15 protein-coding genes are annotated in these 22,713 nt (G+C 69.3%); 5 read left to right on the forward strand and 10 right to left on the reverse strand.

The window, feature by feature from the left end; genetic code table 11:
• Positions 1-25 precede the first annotated feature (25 nt).
• The 3 genes from chvE to VLK31_RS04375 form a co-directional block, all read right to left on the reverse strand.
• Positions 26-1,096, reverse strand: a complete 1,071-nt coding sequence (gene chvE / locus VLK31_RS04365; RefSeq protein WP_409167132.1) for a multiple monosaccharide ABC transporter substrate-binding protein — start codon at positions 1,094-1,096, stop codon at positions 26-28.
• Between the two features lie 10 nt (positions 1,097-1,106).
• A complete protein-coding gene (locus VLK31_RS04370) occupies positions 1,107-2,072 on the reverse strand; it encodes an ABC transporter substrate-binding protein (protein WP_409167133.1) in 966 nt (321 codons plus the stop codon).
• Between the two features lie 63 nt (positions 2,073-2,135).
• Complete coding sequence (locus VLK31_RS04375; protein WP_409167134.1) at positions 2,136-3,602, reverse strand: aldehyde dehydrogenase family protein; 1,467 nt, start codon at positions 3,600-3,602, stop codon at positions 2,136-2,138.
• A gap of 142 nt (positions 3,603-3,744) precedes the next feature.
• Here VLK31_RS04375 and VLK31_RS04380 point away from each other — a divergent pair, with 142 nt between their 5' ends.
• Positions 3,745-4,704, forward strand: a complete 960-nt coding sequence (locus tag VLK31_RS04380; RefSeq protein ID WP_409167135.1) for a LysR family transcriptional regulator — start codon at positions 3,745-3,747, stop codon at positions 4,702-4,704.
• Here the strand turns inward: VLK31_RS04380 and VLK31_RS04385 are convergent, their stop codons facing one another.
• Positions 4,705-5,478, reverse strand: coding sequence for an SDR family NAD(P)-dependent oxidoreductase (locus VLK31_RS04385; protein WP_409167136.1), 774 nt, complete (start codon positions 5,476-5,478; stop codon positions 4,705-4,707).
• Positions 5,479-5,597: 119 nt separating this feature from the next.
• Between VLK31_RS04385 and VLK31_RS04390 the strand changes: the two genes are divergently transcribed.
• Positions 5,598-6,557, forward strand: a complete 960-nt coding sequence (locus VLK31_RS04390) for an SMP-30/gluconolactonase/LRE family protein (protein ID WP_409167137.1) — start codon at positions 5,598-5,600, stop codon at positions 6,555-6,557.
• 118 nt (positions 6,558-6,675) lie between these two features.
• Positions 6,676-7,629, forward strand: coding sequence for an AraC family transcriptional regulator (locus tag VLK31_RS04395; RefSeq protein ID WP_409167138.1), 954 nt, complete (start codon positions 6,676-6,678; stop codon positions 7,627-7,629).
• Between the two features lie 57 nt (positions 7,630-7,686).
• On the opposite strand, the gene VLK31_RS04400 is transcribed toward VLK31_RS04395, so the two are convergent.
• From VLK31_RS04400 to VLK31_RS04410, 3 genes are all read right to left on the reverse strand, one after another.
• The gene (locus tag VLK31_RS04400) at positions 7,687-8,763 is read right to left on the reverse strand and encodes an aldose epimerase family protein (RefSeq protein WP_409167139.1); all 1,077 of its coding nucleotides are present in this window, start codon (positions 8,761-8,763) and stop codon (positions 7,687-7,689) included.
• 70 nt (positions 8,764-8,833) lie between these two features.
• Entirely contained in the window at positions 8,834-9,730 is an 897-nt protein-coding gene (locus tag VLK31_RS04405; protein WP_409167140.1) for an alpha/beta hydrolase family protein, read from the reverse strand.
• 95 nt (positions 9,731-9,825) lie between these two features.
• Positions 9,826-14,649, reverse strand: a complete 4,824-nt coding sequence (locus tag VLK31_RS04410) for a CapA family protein (RefSeq protein ID WP_409167141.1) — start codon at positions 14,647-14,649, stop codon at positions 9,826-9,828.
• A 650-nt stretch (positions 14,650-15,299) separates the two neighbouring features.
• Here VLK31_RS04410 and VLK31_RS04415 point away from each other — a divergent pair.
• Positions 15,300-16,427 carry an NADH:flavin oxidoreductase/NADH oxidase gene (locus VLK31_RS04415; protein WP_409167142.1) on the forward strand — a complete coding sequence of 376 codons (1,128 nt, stop codon included), beginning with the start codon at positions 15,300-15,302 and terminating at the stop codon, positions 16,425-16,427.
• A 26-nt stretch (positions 16,428-16,453) separates the two neighbouring features.
• Here the strand turns inward: VLK31_RS04415 and VLK31_RS04420 are convergent, their stop codons facing one another.
• From VLK31_RS04420 to VLK31_RS04430, 3 genes are all read right to left on the reverse strand, one after another.
• Positions 16,454-17,047 (reverse strand): GNAT family N-acetyltransferase, encoded by a 594-nt coding sequence (locus VLK31_RS04420; protein ID WP_409167143.1) that lies wholly within the window; start codon positions 17,045-17,047, stop codon positions 16,454-16,456.
• A gap of 2 nt (positions 17,048-17,049) precedes the next feature.
• The gene (locus VLK31_RS04425; protein ID WP_409167144.1) at positions 17,050-17,646 is read right to left on the reverse strand and encodes a helix-turn-helix domain-containing protein; all 597 of its coding nucleotides are present in this window, start codon (positions 17,644-17,646) and stop codon (positions 17,050-17,052) included.
• 63 nt (positions 17,647-17,709) lie between these two features.
• Complete coding sequence (locus tag VLK31_RS04430) at positions 17,710-18,783, reverse strand: hypothetical protein (RefSeq protein ID WP_409167145.1); 1,074 nt, start codon at positions 18,781-18,783, stop codon at positions 17,710-17,712.
• A 167-nt stretch (positions 18,784-18,950) separates the two neighbouring features.
• Here VLK31_RS04430 and putA point away from each other — a divergent pair, with 167 nt between their 5' ends.
• Positions 18,951-22,709: a trifunctional transcriptional regulator/proline dehydrogenase/L-glutamate gamma-semialdehyde dehydrogenase gene (gene putA, locus VLK31_RS04435; protein WP_409167146.1), complete on the forward strand. Its 3,759-nt coding sequence runs from the start codon at positions 18,951-18,953 to the stop codon at positions 22,707-22,709.
• Positions 22,710-22,713 lie beyond the last annotated feature (4 nt).

A 22,713-nucleotide genomic window follows, 5' to 3' on the forward strand; every position in this document is an offset into this window, starting at 1 on the left:
GCATCGGCGGTGCGGGCATCGCTGCTCACTTGACCTGGCTTTCCTTATAGTAGCCGCTGTCGATGAGCACCACCTTCCAGTTCGAGGCGTCCACGCTCACCGGCTTGAGCAGGTAAGACGGCACCACCTTGATGCCGTTGTTGTAGGTCTTGGTGTCGTTCACCTCGGGTGTCTTGCCCGAGAGCATGGCGTCGGCCATGGCCACCGTCACCTTGGCCAGTTCACGCGTGTCCTTGAACACGGTCGAGGTCTGCTCCTTGCGCAGGATGGACTTCACCGAAGGCACCTCGGCGTCCTGGCCGGAGACGATGGGCATCGGCTGCGAGGCCGAGCCGTAGCCCACGCCCTTGAGCGACGACAGAATGCCGATGGACAGCCCGTCGTACGGCGACAGCACCGCGTCCACCCGGTTCTTGGTGTAGTAGGCCGACAGCAGGTTGTCCATGCGCGCCTGCGCCACCGCGCCGTCCCAGCGCAGCGTGCCGACCTTGTCCATGCCCATCTGCTTGCTGCGCACCACCAGCTTGCCGCTGTCGATGTACGGCTTCAGCACCGAGAGCGCGCCGTTGTAGAAGAAGAAGGCGTTGTTGTCGTCCGGCGAGCCGCCGAACAGCTCGATGTTGAACGGCCCCTTGCCGCCCTTCAGGTCGAGCGCCTTTTCTATCGACTGCGCCTGCAGCACGCCGACCTGAAAGTTGTCGAAGGTGGCGTAGTAGTCGACGTTCTTCGAGCCCTTGATGAGCCGGTCGTACGCGATGACCTTCACGCCCTTGTCGGCGGCCTTTTGCAGCACGTCGGACAGCGTGGTGCCGTCGATGGCCGCGATCACCAGCACCTTGGAGCCCTTGGTCACCATGTTCTCGATCTGCGCGAGCTGGTTGGGAATGTCGTCGTCCGCGTACTGCAGGTCGGTCTTGTAGCCCTTGTCCTTGAAGTACTGAACCATGTTGGCGCCGTCGGCAATCCAGCGCGCCGACGACTTGGTCGGCATGGAGATGGCGATCAGGCCCTTGTCCTGTGCATTGGCCAGCGGCGTGAAGCCCACGATGGCCAGCGCGACGCCCGCGAGCGTTGCCTTGAGGAGGTTGCGTTTCATGGGTGTGCTCTCAGTACTTGCGATTGGGGAATTCCTTGGCGGCAACTTCCATCGGGAAGATGCTCTCCACGGTCACGATGCGCTTGGGCAGCGTCTTGCCGTCCTTGATGTCCTTCACCGCCTGCATCAGCTGCGGCCCGAGCAGCGGGCTGCACTCCACCGACACGTTGAGCTTGCCGGCGATCATGGCTTCGAAGGCGCCCTTCACCCCGTCGATGGAGATGATGGTGATGTCCTTGGCAGGCTTCAGGCCCGCCTCTTCAATGGCCTGGATCGCGCCGATGGCCATGTCGTCGTTGTGCGCGAACAGCACGTTGATCTTCTTGCCGTCGGCCTTCAAAAAGGCTTCCATCACTTCCTTGCCCTTGGCGCGCGTGAAGTCGCCGGTCTGCGAGCGCACGATCTTGAACTTGGGGTCGGCCTTGATGATTTCCTCGAAACCCTTCTTGCGGTCGATGGCCGGCGCGGAGCCCACGGTGCCCTGCAGTTCGACGATGTTGACGTCGCCCTTCTGGTCCTTCATCTTTTCGACCAGCCAGCGGCCCGCCTTGCGGCCTTCCTCGGTGAAGTCGGAGCCCATGAAGGTCACGTAGAGCGTGTCGTCCTTGGTGCTCACCGAGCGGTCGGTCAGCACCACCGGAATCTTGGCGGCCTTGGCCTCGCGCAGCACGGTTTCCCAGCCCGACTCGACCACCGGCGAGAAGGCGATCACGTCGACCTTCTGCGCAATGTAGGAGCGAATGGCCTTGATCTGGTTCTCCTGCTTCTGCTGCGCGTCGGAGAACTTCAGCTCGATGCCCGCGTCCTTGGCGGACGACTTGATCGACTCGGTGTTGGCGGTGCGCCATTCGCTCTCGGCGCCCACCTGGGCAAAGCCCAGCACGAGCTTCTTCTGGGCGAAGACGGACACGGGCAGCATGCTGCCCAAAGCAGCGGCGGCGAGCGCGGTATGGAGGGTGCGGCGATTCATGGTCATGGGATGTCTCCTTCTTGATGTGTTGAGGACTTGCTGGTTGGCTGTCGATGAAACCCCGTCCGGTCAGGCCAGCATGTAGCCGGTCTTGACCGTCGTGTAGAACTCCGCGGCATGGCGCCCTTGTTCGCGCGGCCCGTAGCCCGACCCCTTGCGGCCGCCGAAGGGCACATGAAAGTCCACCCCCGCGGTCGGCAGATTGACCATCGTCATGCCGACCACGGCATGGCGCCTGAAATGCATGGCGTGCTTCAGCGAGTTGGTGCAGATGCCCGCGCACAGGCCGAAGGGCGTGTCGTTGCACAGCGCCAGCGCTTCGTCGTAGTCGTCGGCGCGCAGCACGCAGGCCAGGGGGCCGAAGATTTCTTCGCGCGCAATGCGGTGCGCGGGCTTGGCCAGAAACAGCGCGGGGCTCATGTAGTGGCCGGTGGTGGCGCGCTCCAGCGCCTCGCCGCCCCACACATGCTCCGCGCCCTCGTTGCGCGCAATGCCGACCCAGGCCAGGTTCTGCGCCAGGCGCTCTTCGTCCGCCACCGGGCCAATGTCCACACCGCGCTCCAGCGCATGGCCGATGGTCAGTGCCTTGAGGCGCTGGCGCAGCTTGGCGACGAAGGCGTCGTGCACGGCGGACTCGACGATGAGCCGGCTCGACGCGGTGCAGCGCTGGCCGGCGGAAAAGTAAGCGCCCTGCACCGCGCAATCGACGGCGCGGTCGAGGTCGGCGTCGGCCAGCACCACCAGCGCGTTCTTGCCGCCCGTTTCCAGCTGCACCTTGGCGCGCCGCAGGCCGACCGCCTGCAGCACGCGCTCGCCGTTGGCGGCCGAGCCGGTGAAGCTCAGCGCATCGACCAGCGGGCTGTCGACCAGCGCCTGCCCCACTTCGCGGCCGCTGCCCATCAGCAGGTTGAAGGTGCCGGCCGGCAAGGCGGCGCGGCTGATGATTTCGGCCAGCGCCCAGCCGCAGGCCGGCACCAGCTCGGCGGGCTTGAACACCACGCTGTTGCCATGGGCCAGTGCGGGCGCGATCTTCCAGGCGGGAATGACGAAGGGCGAGTTCCACGGCGTGATGACCCCGACCACGCCCACCGGTTCGCGCGTGACATCGATCTGCACACCCGCGCGCACCGAGGCCAGGTTCTCGCCCCCACCGCTACCGGCACCGCCGCGGATGGCTTCGCCGGCAAAGAACTTGAAGACCTGGCCGGCGCGCGCCACTTCGGCCACGGCCTCGGGCAGCGTCTTGCCCTCTTCACGCGCCAGCAGCAGGCCCAGGTCGTCCTTGCGGGCGAGCAGCTCGGCGCCGATGCGGTCGAGCACGTCGGCACGGCGCTGCGGCGTGCTGTGGCTCCAGTGCGCGAAGGCCTCGGTGGCGGCGCGAATGGCAATGTCGGCCTGGCGGCGGTCGGCCCGTGCGTACTCGGCCACCACTTCGCTGGTGTCCGAGGGGTTGACGCTGACACCGGTGGTCGCGCTGGTTTCCCAGCGGCCGTTGATGTACTGCCGCACGTTCTGATGGATCTCGCCGTGAATCACCGGGCGCGGACCTTGTCTCTGTTGTTATCGAATGTGCAGCAGTCTAGAAACGAAATTGATATCGATCCAATCGTTTTTTACGCAAAATGCATATCGATCGCCGCATTCTGGAAAACCCCATCAGTCCTTCGTTTCCATAGAAATGACCAACTACAACCACTGGTTCATCCGCGCCCGCCTGAAGACCCGGCAACTGCTGTTGCTGGTCGCACTGGCGGAGGAAGGCAACATCCACCGCGCCGCGCAGGTGCTCAACATGACGCAGCCCGCCGCCTCCAAGCTGCTGAAGGACCTGGAGGACGTGCTGGAGGTGCCGCTGTTCGACCGGCTGCCGCGCGGCATGCGCCCCACCTGGTACGGCGAAACCATGATCCGCCACGCCCGCGTGGCCCTGGCCAGCCTGAACCAGGCGCACGACGAGCTCACCGCGCTGAAGGCCGGGCGCTTCGGCCAGGTGAGCGTGGGCGCCATCACCGCGCCGGGGCTCACGCTGATGCCGCCGGCCGTGGCCATGGTCAAGCGCGAGCAGCCTGACCTGCGCGTGTCACTGGAGATCGAGACCAGCCCGGTGCTGATCGAGCGGCTGGAGCAGGGCAAGCTCGACATCCTGGTGGCGCGGCTGTTCGCCGAGCACGACAAGTCGCAGCTGCGCTACGAGGCCCTTACCGAAGAGCCCGTGTGCGCGCTGGTGCGCCCCGGCCATCCGCTGCTGGGCGTGAGCAACCTCACGCTGCGCGACGTGGTGAGCGCAGGCTGGATCGTGCCGCCCTCTGGCAGCGTGCTGCGCCACCGCTTCGAGCTGATGTTCCAGGAGGTGGGCCTGGCCCCGCCGAGCAACACCATCGAAAGCTCCGCGCTGCTGTTCATCACGCGCATGCTGCAGCAGAGCGACATGGTGGCGGTGCTGGCGACCGACGTGGCGCGCTACTACGCGTCGCACGGCATCGTGTCGCTGCTGCCGCTGGACATGCCCTGCCACATGGACGCCTTCGGCATCATCACGCGCACCGACCGGCTGCTGTCGCCCGCGGCCAAGGTGATGATGAAGGCGCTGAAGACCGCGAGCATGAGCGTGTACGGACGCAAGCTCGAGATCGATTGATCAGGTCCAGCCCGCGTCCACCGTGAACTCCTGCGCAGTGCACATCTTCGCGTCGTCCGACGCCAGGAACAGCACCATGCGCGCGATGTCTTCGGGCATCAGCTTGTCGGGCAGACACTGGTTGCGCTGCAGCGACTTCTCGCCCTCCGCATCGAGCCACAGCGCCACCTGCCGTTCGGTCATCACCCAACCCGGCGACACGGTGTTGATGCGGATGCGGTCGCGGCCCAGGTCGACCGCCAGCCCGCGCGTGAGGCCGTTCACCGACGACTTGGCAATGGCGTAGCAGGGGTAGCCCGCGCCCTTGGTCTGCCAGCCGGTGGAGCCCAGGTTGACCACCGAGCCGAAGCCCAGGCGCTTCATGCCCGGCACCACCGACTGAATGGCGAACAGCGCCGGCCGCTCGTTGATGGCCATGCGGTTGTCGTAGTACGCAGGCGTGACCGATTCGAGCGTATGGCGGTCGTCGCTGGCCACGTTGTTCACCAGCACCGCGAAGTCGCCGCACTCGGCGGCTGCGTCGGCCATGGCTTGCTGCAGCGCGGCAATGTCGCGCACGTCGCAGGCGCGCCACCACGGCGCGGCATGGCCGGCGTCGGCAATCTGCTGAACGAGCGCGGCGCTCGCCTCGGCCGCGATGTCGATGAAGGCCACGCGCGCGCCCTGCGCCGCAAACGCCGCCACGATGGCCGCGCCAATGCCGCTGCCGCCCCCGGTGACGAACACCGTGCGGCCCTTGAGGCTGGGATAAACCGAAAGCTGGGGGGAATTCAAGAAAAGTCTCCAGAGTGCACATCTCATGACATTGCAAAACGCATATCAATTGATGCATTAATTTTCAATTTCCGTTATCAATATGCCTTGATACGATCCGCCGCGTCAAGGAGACAACCATGAACGAACAAGAGACAAACACACCTCCCTTGCTGCCGGCACCCACCGTGGCAGGGCCCGCCGAATGCATCTGGCCCGCCGGCGCCAACCTGGGCGAAGGCACGCTGTGGTCGGTGCGCGAACAGGCGCTTTACTGGATCGACATCCTCACGCCGCGCCTGTTCCGACTCGACCCCGCCACCGGTGCGCAACGCAGCTGGGCGTTCGATGAAGAGATCACCGCCATTGCGGAGCGCGCCAACGCACCGGGCCTGTTCATCACCTTGCGGCGCGGCTTCGCGCTGTTCGACACGACGGCGTCCGGCACGTCCGGCACGTCCGGTGACAGTGCCAAACCGCGCTACCTGCACCAGCCCGAAACCGAACGCACCGGCAACCGCTTCAACGACGGCAAGTGCGACAGCCGCGGCCGCTTCTGGGCCGGCAGCATGGACTTCGACTGCAAGGCGCCCACCGGCGCGCTGTACCGCTACGACGCCGACGGCCGCTGCACCCGGCACGACGACGGCTTCGAGGTGACCAACGGGCCGACCTGGTCGCTCGACGGGCGCACCATGTACTTCAACAACACGGTGCTCAACCGCCTGTACGCCTACGACTTCGACATGCACGCCGGCACCGTGTCCAACCGCCGCGTGTGGCACCGTTTCCCCAAGCCCGACGGACTGCCCGACGGCATGACCACCGACGCCGCCGGGCGCCTGTGGATCTGCCACTGGGGCGGCGCCTGCGTCACCTGCCACGACCCGGTGAGCGCCGTGGAGCTGTGCCGCATCGCGCTGCCCGCGAGCCATGTGACCGACTGCGCCTTCGGCGACGCCGACCTGCGCACGCTGTACATCACCACCGCGCGCAACGGCCTCACGCCCGAGCAGCAGGCCGCCGAGCCGCTGGCCGGTGGGCTCTTCAAGGTGCGCATCGACAGCCCGGGCGTGCCGGCGGCGCTGTTCGCGGGCTGAGAAAGACAGTTGCACCGGGCGGTTTTTTCGCCGCTCCGGTGCGTTGCGCGTCAGGGTAAAACCCGATGAGCAATCGTTTGCGCAAACGTTTGCTTTATTGAAATAATCTGCTCCGCCGATGTTCCAGCAGCAGCCCTCCCCCCACTCACCCCCGCCCCGCTTTCCGTCGCCCGACCCGCGCGGCGCCGAGTTCGAAGACGACACCCTGCGCGACCCCGAACCCGGGAGCGCCTTCGCGCCCGCGAACCTGGTGCGCTGCCAGGCGCACGGCGCACCCTCCGCGCACGAGCGCTGGCACTACCACGACGACTACGAGCTGCACCTGATCGTGGCGACCCACGGCAAGGCCTACATCGGCGACGACATCGCCAGCTTTGCGCCGGGCTTTCTGGTGCTCATCGGGCCGCGGGTGCCGCACAACTTCGTGTCGACCGACCTGCCCGCGCAGGGCGTGGCGCTGCGCAGCCTGGCAGTGCAGTTCAAGGAAAGCACGCTGCGCAAGGCCACCGAGCTGTTCCCCGAGCTGCAGGGCGCCATGCGTTTCCTGGAGCGCGCACGGCACGGCATCGAGTTTTTGAACACCGGCGACGACGTGCGCCAGCGCATCCACCGCATGCAGGCGCTGTCGGGCCTGGCGCGCTTCGCGGATTTCGCCGGGCTGCTGAACGATCTGGCGCACTGGCCCGCGTGCCGCCCACTGTGCGCCACCGCCACTGCGCCGAACCGCACCGCGCAGCCGCGCCAGATCGAGAAGGTGCTCGCCCACATCCACGCGCACTGCGCGCAGGAGCTGTCACTGGACAGCGTGAGCACGCTCGCGGGCATGAGCAAGGGCGCGTTCTCGCGCTTCTTCCGGCGCACCACCGGCCACACCTTCACCGAGTTCGTGACGCGCGCGCGCATCGGCGAGGCCTGTCAGCTGCTGCGCGATGGGCGCCAGCAGATCTCCAGCATCTGCTACTTGGTGGGCTTCAACAACATCTCCAACTTCAACCGCCACTTTCGCCGGCTCAAGGGCGTGACGCCCGGCGAGTACCGCAACGACACGGCCTACCGCCGGCCCGTGGCCTGAGCCATTAGGCCCGCCCGCATCAAGGAAGCACGCCGAAGCGGTGCTCCGTCGCCCGCATCAAGAAAGCACGCCGAAGCGGTGCTCCGTCGCGCTGTGAAATCGCTCCCCCGGGCGCAGCACCGTCGACGGAAAGGCCGGCTGGTTGGGCGAATCAGGAAAGTGCTGCGTTTCCAGGCACAGCCCGTCGCCCTGCCGCAGGCTGGCGCCCGCGCTGCCGAACAGGCTGCCATCGAGAAAGTTGCCCGAGTAGAACTGCACGCCCGGCTCGCTGGTGTGCACCTCCATCACGCGGCCCGTGGCCTCGTGCTCCAGCCGCGCCGCCAGCGCGAGACCATCGGCGCTGTGCGTTCGGTCGAGCGCCCAGTTGTGGTCGTAGCCGTGCGCGCGCATCAGCTGCTCATGGCCCTGGCGAATGCGCTCGCCGATGCGCGTGGCCGCCCGAAAGTCGAAGGGCGTGCCGGCCACGTCGGCCAGCCCGGTCGGAATCAGCGTGTCGTCGACCGGGCAGTACCGGCTGGCCGGCAGCGTGAGCCGGTGGTCCATCACCGAGCCGCTGCCCGCCAGGTTGAAGTAGCCGTGGTGGCTCAGGTTGACGACCGTGGGTTTGTCGGTGACGGCGCTGTAGTCGATGCGCCAGGTGTTGGCCTGCGCGGCCAGCGTATAGCGCACCGCGAGCTGCAGCTCGCCGGGGTAGCCCTCTTCGCCGTCGGCGCTGGTGTAGTGCAGCGCAATGGCCACGTCGCTGCCCGACTCGTCGGCCGACAGCGGCACCGCCTCCCAGTAGCGCCTGGCGAAACCGGTGGCGCCGCCGTGCAGCGCGTTGACGCCGTTGTTCAGCCCCAGCTGGTGCGTCACGCCGTCGAGCGTGAAGCGCCCTGCTGCAATGCGGTTGGCATGCCGCCCGACGATGGCGCCAAAGTGCGGATGCGGCTTGAGGTAGTCGGCCAGCGTGGGCAGGCCCAGCACCACGTTCGCGGCCTGCCCGTGGCGGTCGGGCACGCGCAGCGCGGTGACGATGCCCCCGAGGTTGATGACGCTCAGGCTCAGGCCGTGGCCGTTGTCCAGGGTGTGTTCGGTGACGACGCGGCCGTCCGGCATGAGGCCGAACTCGCGCGAGGTGATGGTGCTGGTCATGGCGCTCCTGCGTGTGCTTTTCGTACGGTGGGTTCTGCTTGGACTGCGGGTGTTGCGTGGTGAGCCGGCCTCAAGGCAGCATCGCCTCGCGCGCGCACTGCGACGCGGTGAGCAATGCCACGCGGTCTTTGAGGTCGTGAAATTCGGGCGGCTCGGCCGCGTGGGTGCGCAGCTCGATGCGGTGGCCCGCCTTGGCCACTGCGTCGGCAAAGCGCTGCTGCAGCGCAAAGGGCGTGTTGCGGTCGTCGCGATTGCCGATCAGCACGATGCGCCGCGCCGGGTCGCGCACGATGCCGTTCACATGGTCGAGCGGGTCGTAGAACTGCGTGCTGCCGGTGGTGTCGGTGCGCCCGTCCTGCGAGCGGCCCAGCAGGCGCGCGCGCTCCAGCAGGCCGTAGGCGCCCGAGGTCAGCACCGCGCAGGCCACGCGCGTGCGCCCCAGCGTGAGCAGCGCGGCCCCCGCGGTGGCACCGCCGCTGTGGCCCACGAGGGTCAGGCGCTGCAGCTTGTGGCGCTGCATGAGTGCGTCGAGCGCGGCGTCCAGCGCATGGAACTCGACCAGCTGGCGGCGCTTGCGGTGGTCGCCCGACGAGCCATAAGTGCCGGGCCGCGCCATGAACACCCAGGGCACGCCGGCGCGGTCGCGGCTGCGTTGCGCGTCGAGCATGCGCAGTGCCTCGGTGTTGCCCGGAATGCGCTCGGGCGCCTGGTCCATCACGCCGTCGCGGTCGCCCGAGAACTGCACGATGGCCATGCGCGCGCCCTCGATGTCGCCACTCGCAAAGTAGCGGATGCAGGCCGGCCCTTCCGCCGGTTGCACCCACAGGTAGCCGGGCCGGTCGGGGCAGTTGGCGCGCTCGGCCGGCTGGTTCCAGTGCAGCACCTCGTCGTTGCTGGCGGCGAAGGCACGCGGCACGTCGGGGCCGGTGCGTTGCGCGCACGCTGCCTGCGCCAGGGCCAGCAGCACGATGGCGCTTCGCGCCGCAGGTCGCGCCAGACACCTGCGGGCGACTGCCAGCGCGCGCGATGTGCGCACGTGCCTCGACAAAAAGGCCGCTGCGCTCACAGCTGCTCCAGCAGGCCGGGGATGTGGCCGAAGTCCGACCGGTCGCGGTCGCCCTTCACCAGCACCAGATCGCCGTCGCGCAGAAAGGCGCCCAGGTAGGCGGCCAGCTGCGCGGCGTCGTCGAAGTGCGGGCCGAGCAGGCCGGCCGGCATTTCCTCGCGCAGCCAGCGCATCTCTTCGCCATGCGTCACCAGGTGCGCGATGCCCGACGCCAGCACCGGCGCGGCCAGGCTGCGGTGCATGGCTTCGGCCTCGCTGTCGAGGTTGACGATGCGCCCCAGCACGCCGATCTTGCGCACCACCGGTCCGTGCGGCGCGCGCTGGTAGGTGCGCACGAACTCCATGGCATTGCGCATCGACATGACCTCGGCGTTCCAGCTGTCGTCGATCAGCGTGGCCTGCACGCCGGCCTGGGTGCGCAGCGCGCGCACCTGCATCACCGACGCGGGCAGGCGCACCTGCGGCATGCGCGCGCATGCGGCCTCGCCGTCGAAGCCCATGGCCAGCAGCGCCGCGAAGGCCAATGCCGAGTTGCGCACCAGCCCCGCGCTATCGACCGGAAAAAGGTATTCATGCACGCGCCCCGGCACCGCGATGCGCACGCGGCAACCGCCGCCGGGCTCGGGGCGGGTTTCAAGCACGCGCACGTTGGCGTCGGGCCCGGTGCCCACCACCCAGATGGCGCCCGCGGTGCAGGCCGCGGCCTCCACCACCTGGCGCAGGCAGGCAATGTGGTCGGGCACGACGGCCACGCCGCCCGGCTCCAGCCCTAGAAAGATGCGCGACTTGTAGCCCGCAGTGAGCGCCAGCGTGGACGCCTGGCGGGTCTGCGACAGGCCGATCTCGGTGATGAGCGCCACGTGCGGTCGCGCCATCAGCGAGATGGGGCCGCGGTCCATCCACAGGCCGCTTTGCGCCATTTCGAGGATGCACACGTCGGCGTCGGGCGCCAGGCCGGCCAGCGTGGCGGGTACGCCCACGCGCGAGTTGTAGTTGTCGACGGTGGTGTGCACGCGCGCGCGCTCGGGCAGCAGGTCGCGCAGCATGGCGATGGTGGACGACTTGCCCACCGTGCCGGTGACGCCCACCACCAGGCCCCGGAAGCGCTCGCGCGCGGCGGCGCCCATGGCGAGCATCGCGGCAATGGGGTCGGCCACCTGCAGCAGCGGGAAGGCGGCATCGAGCCCCTCCACCGGGTGCGCGACCACCGCGCCGGCCAATGCCGAATGCAGCGCGGGCAGATCGAGGTGGCGGTCCCAGTTGTCGGTGCGCGGCTTGCTGTAGTTCTCGTGCGCGGCCAGCGTGCGGAAGTCCGACGCGATGAACAGCGCGGGCTTGGGCAGCAGACCCATGTGCGTCGGCCCGCGCACCACGGCGTTGGCGAACCAGCCCGGCGGCGGCGCGACCAGCCACCGACCGCCCGTGGCCTGTTGCAGTTGCGCGGCGGTCCAGACCGGCTCAGGCCCTGCTGCGGCACCGGGGCGGTCGGCCGCGAGCACGGGCGCCGGACGCTGCGGCAGTGGCACGGGCAGCGTCGGCACGCGCAGGCCGCACCACAGCGCGAGCCGGCGTGGCGGCGGCTCGGCCACATCGGCCGCGCTGCTGCGCAGGCGCACTTCGAGCTGCAGCACGTCGCTGGTCATCAGGCCGGCGCGTGGCGGACGCAGGCCGTAGCGGTCGCGGTAGATGCGCCCCGGCTCCCACCGGCTGGTGGGCCACATCCAGTCGCAGGGGTCGTGGTCCATGCTGGCGCCCCAGGCGGGCATGCGGGTGCTGCGCATCGGCAGCGCGCGGAACTGAATGCGCAGGTCGTGCGCCACCGGCGCATCGGCGGTCCAGAACGACTCGACCCACAGCAGCTGGCGCCCCGCGATCTGACGCGGCGCACAGCGCAGGCCCACGAGCCGCAGCGAGCCCAGTTGCAGCGGAGTGATGTGCGCATCGTCTGGCACTGCGTCGACCGTCCACTCGGGCCGGGGCACACGCACGGGACCGACGACAGGGACAGGGCGCGAAGCCGGTGGCGTGACTTCCGCGCGAAGCAGTGCGCGGCCCGCGTGCAGCTCGGGCCGCTCGGGTCGCTCGGGCGGCGACAGCCGCAGCGCGCAGCGCCCGCCCGGCAGCGGCGTCATCTCGGTGCCCAGCGCGCGGCATTGCGCGGCAAAGCGCGCGCTGAGCGCCACGGCCTCATCGCCTTCGCGCTGCCGCGAGAAACCGAAGCCGATGCCGATGGGCGTGAACACCACCTGCTCGACACCGCGCGGCCCCAGCGTGAGCGAGAACACACCGGAGTCGCCCAGGTCGTCGCGCACCGAGTCGAACAGCAGGTCGCCCGCGTCGTGCAGGATAGGCCGGCCGCGGTAGACCTCGATGCCCTGCAGCACATGTGCCGAGGTGCCGAGCACCGCATCGGCGCCCGCATCGACGATGGCGTGGCCCACCGCAATCTCCGCCGCCGAGGGTTCGGTCTCCAGGTTGTCGCCCCAGTGCACGGCCACCAGCACCACGTCGGCCTCGCGGCGCGCGGCCTCGATGCGCGGCGCCAGCGTGGCGTGCCAGGCGGCGGGGTCGTTCAGCGGCAGCCATGCAGCGCCGGGGCGCTCTGCGCTCGCGGCAAAGCGCGGCTGCGTGGCGTCGAGAGAAAACAGCGCCACGCGCACGCCACCGGCGCGGCGCAACGCGGGGCGCAGCGCGGCTTCCAGCGTGCGGCCGGTGCCGGCATGGGCGATGCCCGCGGCGTCGAGCAGGCCCTGCTGCTCCATGAGCGCATCGGGGCCGTAGTCGCCGCTGTGGTTGTTGGCGGTGGCCACCATGCCGATGCCGGCCTCGGTGAGCACCGCGAGCATCTCGGGACGTGCCCGGTAGTAATACGGCGCGGTCTCGTCCTTGTCCACGCCCTGCTCGCCCGCGGTGGCCACCACGCATTCGAGGTTGACGATGCGCAGGTCGGCCTCGCGCAGCGCGGCGATGTCGCACAGCATCTTTTGCGCGCCGCCCAGTTCGTGCAACCGATAGTGCTGGCGGCGCGAGAGGTTGACGTCGCCGCCCCAGGCCACCACGCCGGTGGTGGCGAGCGGGGTGGCCGGGGTGCCCTCGGCGGTGTGCTGTACGTCGTGTGCGTCCTGCTCCTTCAGCATCCGGTGGTACGCCACATAGCCCGACAGGTAGTGCTCCACGTCGTCGATGCGCACCCTGAAGCTGTGGTGCTTGATGAAGAACGAGCCCGCGATGCGCGCCGGGTTGCGAAAGAACATCGCCAGCTCGGGCCAGAAGTGGCCGTTGGCGAGGTAGCGCGCGCGGTACTCCAGCGCGCGGTCGAACTTCTCGCGGTCGAGCCCCGCCAGCAGCGGCTGCAGCGCGGGGTCGGCCTCCATGCGCAGCACCATTTCGCGCGCGGCCATCATCAGCTCCAGCAGCGTGGGAAAGGTGGTGATGCGCTCGAGCACGAAGTCGAGGTAGCCCGCCACATTGCGCAGGCCGAACTCGTAGTAGCGCGTTTCGGGCCGATAGCGCGTGAGCTCGTTCACGCAGTAGCTCAGCCAATGGTCGTGTGCGCGCCAGTGCTCGGCGGCAATGAAGTGCTCGAAGGCTTTTTCGACCACCGCAAGCCAGCGCGCGTCGCGCGTGAGGCCGTACAGCCGCATCAGCCCGAAGGCGGCCTCGCCGTCGTAGTAGATGACGCGGAAATTGTCCTTCACGTCGAGCGCGGGCGCGTTCAGCACATGCACGAAGCTGCCGCTGTGCGCGTCCTGCATGTGGCGGATGCCCAGCGCCAGTTGCTCCATGAGCCGCAGGTGCAGGCGGTCGCCGGTGAGCTCCGTGTACTTCACCAGCGCCAGCAGGCACACGGCGTTGCCGCCCAGCTTGATCTCGCTGCCCACGTCCAGCAGGTAGGCCGCGCGGGTGCCGTCGGGCAGGTTGGCCGGGCGGATGAGGCTGCCCGTCAGCAACGCCAGCGAGCGGTCGATGGCGGCCTTGAGCTTGTCGGCACCGCTATTGCCGCGCGTGATCTCCCAGGCCTCGAGCATCGCGTAGGTCGAGCTGGCGTGGCGCAGCGTGTTGTAGGTGGGAATCGGTCGGTCGAAGCACGGAAACCAGCCGTAGTGGAACTCGCCGTTGGGCTTGACCTGCTCGGCCAAGTAGGCGCTTGCGTCGTCGACCAGCGCATGCACCTGCGGCGCGTGCCAGTCGCTCAGTTCGCGAAAGCCCGCGGCCTGCCCTTCGGCGGTGATCGGCCACGCGCCCTTTGCATCGACGGTATCGACGTACACCGCGCGCGTGGTGAAGCACCACACCGGCGCCGCGTCGTCGGTAGGAAAGTCGATGTCGCGCCCGAAGCGGCGCTGGCAGTGCAGCCGCAGGTTGCCGGTGTTGGGCTCGGCATGGTCGACGTCGCCGTTGTAGAGGATGGCGCTGCCATGCATTTCCTGCGCGAGCAGCGCCACCTCGAAGCCCGCGTCCAGCGCGATGCCCTCGTTGAAATAGTTGCGTTTGGTGCCCGCCAGCCTGGCTTTGAGTTCACCCCACGTCAGGGCCGTGACCCGATCGACCAGCTCGGCACGCAGGCGCTGCGGCGGGCTGGGTGCGCGCTTGGCCTGCACCGCCGCGGCATCGGCGGCGCGACGCCAGGCCGAGGCCATGTCGCTGCCGTGGCCCACGACCACGCGGGCGCGGCTGTCGCTGGCGCCCAGGGCCAGCAGCACGGTGCACCCTGCATCGTCGGTGGCCGCGGGCATGTCGGGCAGCGCGCCGCCCGGGTCCGACAGGGCGTGCCGGGCGCGGTTCAACAGATCGGCGAGAGGGTTCGGGTCGAGGTTCATGCAGCGGCGAATGATGACAGTGCGTACATGGCCGTGTCACCCCACAAACCCAGGGTTCACACGAACTTCGGCAGGAGACCGGACGGGGGTGCGATTTCAGCGTTGATGACTTGCGAAGCGTTGGAGGCTTGGCGTCATGGGCGGCGGGGATCGTAACCCCGCTGCAACGCTGGATGTGGCTTGTGGTTCGGTCAGCTTCGGGTCAGTTTTTGGCTGGTGTTCGTTGCTTGGATGCGGGAGTCATTCAGGGCGCGTGCACAGGCCGCCGGGTACTCCCCTCCGCGAATGTCCCCCGGCCTGCGGCCTCCTCCTTTATTTCGCTGCGGGGAGTACCCGACGCCCTGTGCACCTGGGCACGCTGCAGGTGTTCCGCCGATCAACCCCGGCCCTGAAAACGCTCACGTCGATGGGGTGCCTTGCGCAGCGAAATAAAGGAGGAGGGGCGAAGCCCCGGGGGACATTCGCGGAGCAAGGCACCCCGTCGGCGTGAGCGTCGCCCTGAACGTCGCCCTGAACAGCATCAGCCACACGAACAACAGACGCCCCCTCATACCGCTCCGAGACACAAGGCCACCCCCAAGCCCCCCGGCACATATCGCGCAGACCCCGCAGAATTCGCGCCACCACAGCACCCGCAAGGCCGCACCCCCATGAGAACCCAAAAGCCCCGCCTGTTCGAGCCCCTTCGGCTCGGTGAACTGCAAATAGACAACCGCATCGTGATCGCGCCGATGTGCCAGTACTCCGCCACAGAAGGCACCCCCGGCGACTGGCACCTGATTCACCTCGGCCACCTCGCGATCTCGGGCGCCGGGCTGCTGATCATCGAGGCCACCGCGGTGGAGGCCGAAGGGCGCATCTCGCCCGGCGACCTCGGCCTGTACTCCGACGCCAACGAACAAGGCCTGGCGCGCGTGCTGCACGCCATGCGCGCGCACTCGCCCATCAAGATCGCCATGCAACTGGGACACGCAGGGCGCAAGGCCTCCAGCCGCGCCCCGTGGGACGGCGGCACGCAGATTCGCCCCGACGAGCCCCTGGGCTGGAAAGGCTACGCGCCCTCCGCCGTGCCGCATGCGCCCCACGAAGACCCGCCCATTGCGCTCGACGCCGCCGGCATGGCGCGCGTGCGCGACGCCTTCGTGGCGGCGGCGCGGCGCGCGGCGCGGCTGGGCATCGACGGGCTGGAGATCCATGCGGCGCACGGCTACCTGCTGCACCAGTTTCTGTCGCCCATCGCCAACCACCGCACCGACGCGTACGGCGGCAGCCTGGAGAACCGCATGCGCTTTCCGCTGGAAGTGTTCGACGCGGTGCGCGCCGAGTTTCCCGCCGAGCGGCCGGTGTGGGTGCGCGTGTCGGCCAGCGACTGGGTGCCGGGCGGCTGGGACCTGGACGGCACGGTGGCGTTCTCGCAGGCGCTCAAGGCGCGTGGCTGCGCGGCCATTCACGTGTCCAGCGGCGGCGTGTCGCCGCAACAGGCCATCACGCTGGGCGCGGGCTACCAGGTGCCGTTCGCGGAGCGCGTGAAGGCCGAGGTGGGGCTGCCGACGATTGCGGTGGGCCTCATTACCGAGCCCGCGCACGCCGAAGCCATTCTGGTCAACGGACAGGCCGACGCGGTGTCGCTGGCCCGCGCGATGCTGTACGACCCGCGCTGGCCGTGGCATGCCGCGGCCGCGCTGGGCGCGCAGGTGAACGCGCCGCACCAGTACTGGCGCTCGCAGCCGCGCGAGTTCAAGGACCTGTTCGCGCACGCGCAGTTCGGCGCGCGCTGACGCCGGGCCCGGCGCCCTGCGGCCTTTCAGGTGCTCAACTGCCGGTAGAAGAACGTGGTGGCGCACGGCTCGCCGTCGGGCAGCAGCGCAAAGCCGGGGATGGTGCCCACGCGCGTCCACCCGCTGCGCGCATAGAGCCGCTCGGCTTCGGCGCTGGAGGTGTCGAGCACCAGCAGCGTCTTGCCGTGTTCGCGTGCCACGGTTTCAGCCGCCTGCATCAGCAGCGCGCCGATGCCCCTGCGCCGCGCGCGGCGGTGCACCAGCATCTTGGCGACCTCGGCGCGGTGCGGCTGGTTCTCTGGCTGCGCGAGCACGAGCTGCACGGTGCCGAGAATGCCGTCGGCGTCCTCGGCCACCAGCAATGCACGCTCGCCGCGTTCCACACCTTCGGCCACGTGGCGCCAGAAGGCCTGTGCGCGCTCGGGGCTCAGCGGCCGCATGAAGCTGACCGAAGCGCCGCCTTCGACGCAATCGGCCAGCACGTCGGCCAGCACGTCGGCCAGCGCTTGCAGCTGTGCGTCTGAAACGGATTGAAGAACGTGCACGCGCGGGGCGCCATGGCCCGGGGTGGTGACAGCGGAGGTGGGGGTGAGGGAGGGGGTGGAGGTCGTGGTGCTCATGTTCATCTCGCCGAAAAAGAAAGCCCCGTCGCAATGACGACGGCGTAGCGCGTGGTCTTGCGCGAGGGGTTGTAGTAGCTCATGGGGCGGTCGAGCACCATGGCCAGGCAGTCGCCGGTGGCCAGGCGGTGGTGCTCTTCGCCCAGCGTGATTTCGATGACGCCGTCCAGCACCCACACCTGCTGGTGAACGACGCTCTCGCGCGCAGCGGTTTCATAAGCCACGCGGGCCTTGGGCGGAAACAGCACCTCGACCACCTGAATCGGCGACGAGAAACCGCCGGGCGACACGTTGCGCCGCAGGTAGCCGGAGTGCGGGTCGCGCCACTGAAGCTGGTCGGCCGCGCGCGCCACGGGGTCGGCCACGGGCGCGGGTTCGTCGAACAACGAGGCCAGCGACACGCCCAGGCCGGTGGCCAGCTTTTCGAGCAGCACGGCGGTGGGGCTGCTTTCGCCACGCTCGATGAGCGAGATCATCGAACGGCTCACGCCGCAGTGCGTGGCCAGCGCGTCGAGCGACAGGCCGCGCGCGGCACGCAGCTCGCGCACGCGCTGCGCGATGCGGTCGTTCAGGGAGGGCGGCGCTTCTGTTTCTTTCATATTGGATTGAATATCCAATACAAAGGAAACCAAGTCAAGGCATTCAGACCATCGATGTGCTCTTCAGCGCGAAGTGCCCAGCAACGCGGCGCGCGCCGCCTCCGAAGGAAACACGCAGGCCACGTCGTGCGCGCAGCCCGGCACCAGCACCACCTCGCGGTGCTGTTCGGGTGCGAGCAAGGTGCGGTCGTACTGCGCATAGGCCAGGCCGCGCTGCATGCGGTACGGGCCCTGCGCCATGGCCGCGCACGACTTGTCCAGAATGCCGTAGTACGTGCCCTTGGCGTCGCTGCCGTCGAGCGCACCTTCGAGGTAGCGGATGTCGGCCGCGGCATAGCGCTGGCGCGCCTGCGCGGCACTGCGCCCAAGGTGCCCGGGCAGGCCCTCGGTGCCGTACTTCCAGCGGTTCACGCCGGGGCAGGCGCCTTCGGCCGGTGGCTGCGGGCGCCAGGCGTCGAAGTACAGCCAGGTGCCGGGGTCGGCGACCACGTAGCGCACGGCGAGCGAGGCGGCGCCTGCGTTTTCCTGGTCGGCAAAGCCGATGTAGTGCTGCACCATCTGCGCCCCCGCAGAGAAGCCGGCGATGGTGACGGTGCGCAGGCTGGGCCAGCGCCGCGCAAGCTCGGCCACCAGCGCGTCCATGGCCGCGAACGAGGTGATGCGCGCGCCGTTGCCGGCACGGCCGCCTTCGAGCCAGGAGCCGCAGGTCCAGAGCAGGTCGCCGGGCTGCGCGGGCGGAACGCCTGGCGCGCTGCACTTGGCGGACTGGTCGGCCGCGACCTGGAAAACCGGTGCAACGACCAGCGTGTCGGGCGGCATGTCGGCCCTCGTGTCGGCCCGCATGTCGCCCTGTGGGTCAGCACGCATCTGGGCATTGCTCACGGCCCGCAGCGCGGCGTTGAAGGTCTTCTCTGCATCGCGCGGATGGCCGTGCAGGGCGATGAGGGCCCGGGTCGGCTTTGCCGCGTCATCGGGCGCGAGCGAGGCGTAGTAGTTCAGCGTGCCCTGAGCGCCGGGCGGCTGAAAGGCGCGGTAGCACGCGGGGCCCGCTGCGGCGGTGCAAGCATCCGGCGCGGCAGCGGCCGAGGCCGACCACAGCGCCAGGCCCGCAGCCGCAAGGCATGTCCATCGATTCATGGTGTCGCTCCCTTGGGGTCTCGGTTGCGTTCCCGCTCGTGCGGACGAAACCGGATTCTCCCGCCCGCAGCGGCCTGGTTTTTTATTCTGTGATGAGCCCATTCTTCGAACACAAATTCAGCAACAAGAAGAAGACCATTCAACATCTCACCAGCCCGGGCCTTTTCATGAGCAATTCCAGCGTCGACCCCCTCCCCTCTTGCTTCTCGGACTTCGCTGACGGCGTGGCCCAGCCCTCCGCGTTGCGCGCCGCGGTCACCGCCGCGTACCGGCGCCCCGAGCCCGAGGCGCTGGCGCCGCTGCTCGCGCAGGCCCGCCTGCCGGCCGATCTGGGCCACGAGGCGCAAGCGCTCGCGCACCGCATCGCGCAGCAGCTGCGCAACCGCAAGAACGCGAGCGGGCGCGCCGGCCTGGTGCAGGGCCTGCTGCAGGAGTACGCGCTGTCGTCGCAAGAGGGCGTGGCGCTGATGTGCCTGGCGGAGGCGCTGCTGCGCATTCCCGACGCCGAGACGCGCAACGCGCTCATCCGCGACAAGATCGCGCACGGCCAATGGCAGTCGCACGCGGGGCGCAGCCCGTCGGTGTTCGTCAACGCCGCCACCTGGGGCCTGCTGCTGACCGGCAAGCTGGTCGCCACGCACAGCGAGACGGGGCTGTCGAGCGTGCTCACGCGGCTCATTGGCAAGGGCGGCGAGCCGCTCATTCGCAAGGGCGTGGACATGGCGATGCGCATGATGGGCGAGCAGTTCGTCACCGGCGAGACCATTGCGCAGGCACTGGGCAATGCGCGCGAACTGGAGGCGCAGGGCTTTCGCTATTCGTACGACATGCTCGGCGAAGCGGCGCTCACCAGCGAAGACGCCCGGCGCTACCGCGTGGCGTACGAAGACGCCATTCATGCCATCGGCAAGGCATCGGCCGGGCGCGGCGTGTACGACGGGCCGGGCATTTCCATCAAGCTCTCCGCCCTGCACCCGCGCTACAGCCGCGCCCAGCATGCGCGCGTGATGGCCGAGCTGTACCCGGTGCTGCGCGAGCTCACGCTGCTGGCGCGGCGCTACGACATCGGCCTGAACATCGACGCCGAAGAAGCCGACCGGCTGGAGCTGTCGCTCGACCTGCTGGAGCGCCTGTGCTTCGAGCCGGCGCTGGCGGGCTGGAACGGCATCGGCTTTGTGATTCAGGCGTACCAGAAGCGCTGCCCCTTCGTGATCGACTGCGTGATCGACCTCGCGCGCCGCAGCCGCCACCGTCTGATGGTGCGGCTGGTGAAGGGCGCGTACTGGGACAGCGAAATCAAGCGCGCGCAGGTCGATGGGCTCGACGGCTACCCGGTCTACACGCGCAAGGCCTACACCGACGTGTCTTACCTGGCCTGCGCGCGCCAGCTGCTGGCCGCGCCCGAGCAGGTGTACCCGCAGTTCGCCACGCACAACGCGCACACGCTGGCCGCCATCTACACCGCGGCCGACCCGTCGCGCTACAGCCCGGGGCAGTACGAGTTTCAGTGCCTGCACGGCATGGGCGAGCCGCTGTACGAGCAGGTGGTGGGGCCGCTGGGGCGGCCGTGCCGCATCTACGCGCCGGTGGGCACGCACGAGACGCTGCTGGCCTACCTGGTGCGCCGCCTGCTGGAGAACGGCGCCAACACCTCCTTCGTGAACCGCATCGCGGACCCGACGATTTCGCTCGACGTGCTGGTGGAAGACCCGGTGGCCACGGTGGAACGCATGGGCGCGCAGGAAGGCACGGTGGGCCTGCCGCATCCGGCCATTGCGCTGCCGGCGGCGCTGTACGGCGCGCAACGCGCCAACTCGCGCGGGCTCGACCTGGCCAACGACGACAGCCTGCGTGCGCTGGGCCGTGCCCTGCAAGACAGCGCGCAGACCGACTGGCGCGCCTCCCCGCTGCTGGCCGAGGCCGGCAGCGCCGAAGCGAACCCCTGGGCCGACGTGCGCAACCCGGCGGACCACCGCGACACCGTCGGCCATGTGCAGGAAGCGACGCTGGCCGAGGTCGAATCGGCCATCGCGCAGGCACAAGGCGGTGCCGCCGCCTGGGCCGCCACGCCGCCCGGCGAGCGCGCCGCGATGCTGGAACGCGCGGGCGACCTGCTCGAAGCACGCATGCCCCAACTGCTGGGCCTGCTGGCGCGCGAGGCCGGCAAGACCTACCCCAACGCGATTGCCGAAGTGCGCGAGGCCGTCGACTTTCTGCGCTTCTATGCGGCGCAGGCGCGCAACGATTTCTCGAACGCCACGCACCGCGCGCTGGGCCCGATGGTGTGCATCAGCCCGTGGAATTTTCCGCTCGCCATCTTCACCGGCCAGGTGGCCGCCGCGCTCGCGGCCGGCAACCCGGTGCTGGCCAAGCCCGCAGAACAGACGCCGCTGGTGGCGGCGGAAGCGGTGCGTGTGCTGTGGGAGGCCGGCGTGCCCCGCACGGCGGTGCAGCTGCTGCCCGGCCGTGGTGAAACCGTAGGCGCCGCGCTGGTGGCCGACACGCGCGTGCAGGGCGTGATGTTCACCGGCTCGACCGAGGTGGCGCGCCTGCTGCAGAAAACGCTGTCGCAGCGCCTGGGCGCCCACGGCGCGCCCGTGCCGCTGATTGCGGAGACCGGCGGGCAGAACGCGATGATCGTGGACTCGTCCGCGCTGGTGGAGCAGGTCGTCACCGACGTGATGGCCTCGGCCTTCGACAGCGCGGGCCAGCGCTGCTCCGCCCTGCGCGTGCTGTGCGTGCAGGAGGAAGCGGCCGACCGGCTGGTCGAGATGCTCAAGGGCGCGATGGCCGAGGCCTGCGTCGGCAACCCCGCGCGGCTGGCCGTGGACGTGGGCCCGGTGATCGACACCGAGGCACGCGACGGCATCGAGCGCCACATCGCGGCCATGCAGGCGAAGGGCCGCAAGGTGTTTCGCCAGGGCCGCGAGCATGCGCACGACATGCAGCACGGCACCTACGTGATGCCCACGCTGATCGAGCTCGACAGCATTGCCGAGCTGCAGCGCGAGGTGTTCGGCCCGGTGCTGCACCTGGTGCACTACCGCCGGCGCGACCTGGGCGCGCTCATCGGGCAGATCAACGGCACGGGCTACGGGCTCACGCTGGGCGTGCACACGCGCATCGACGAGACCATTGCGCAGGTGGTGGGGCACGCCAAGGCGGGCAACGTTTACGTGAACCGCAACATCGTGGGCGCGGTGGTGGGCGTGCAGCCGTTCGGCGGCGAAGGGCTGTCGGGCACCGGGCCGAAGGCCGGTGGGCCGCTGTACATGCTGCGCATGCTGGCGACGCGGCCGGACGATGCCGTGGCGCGCGCCATGGGGGACAACGCCGTGGCAGGCGATGTCGATGAAGGCAATGCAGCGGCACCGCGCGCCGCGCTGTCGGCACTGTCGCGCTGGGCCGAGTCCACCGACCGTACCGCGCTGGCCGCGCACTGCGCACGCTTTGCCGCGCAGTCGCGCGCGGGTGCTTCGCGCACGCTGGCCGGCCCCACGGGCGAGCGCAACGTCTACACGCTGGTGCCGCGTGAAGCGGTGCTGTGCCTGGCCGATGCCGAGGCGGACCGCCTGACGCAACTGGCCGCCGTGCTGTCGGTCGGCAGCACCGCCATCTGGCCGGCCGATGCCACGGCGCAGGCCCTTCGCGCGTCGCTGCCGGCCGAGGTGCAGCAGTGCGTGGCCATGGCGAACGACTGGGCGTCTGACACGGTGGTGTTCGACGCCGCGCTGTTCCACGGCGACGTGCAGCGCCTGTCGCGCGTGATGCAGCGCCTTGCGGCGCGGCCGGGCCCCATCGTCGGCGTGCGCGCCTTCGCGCCGGGCGACACCGACATGCCGCTCGAAAGCCTGGTGGTGGAACGCGCGCTGAGCATCAACACGGCCGCGGCCGGGGGCAACGCGAGCCTGATGACGATCGGCTGACGGA

The organism is Variovorax sp. H27-G14 (assembly GCF_046156345.1).
Lineage (GTDB): Bacteria > Pseudomonadota > Gammaproteobacteria > Burkholderiales > Burkholderiaceae_C > Variovorax.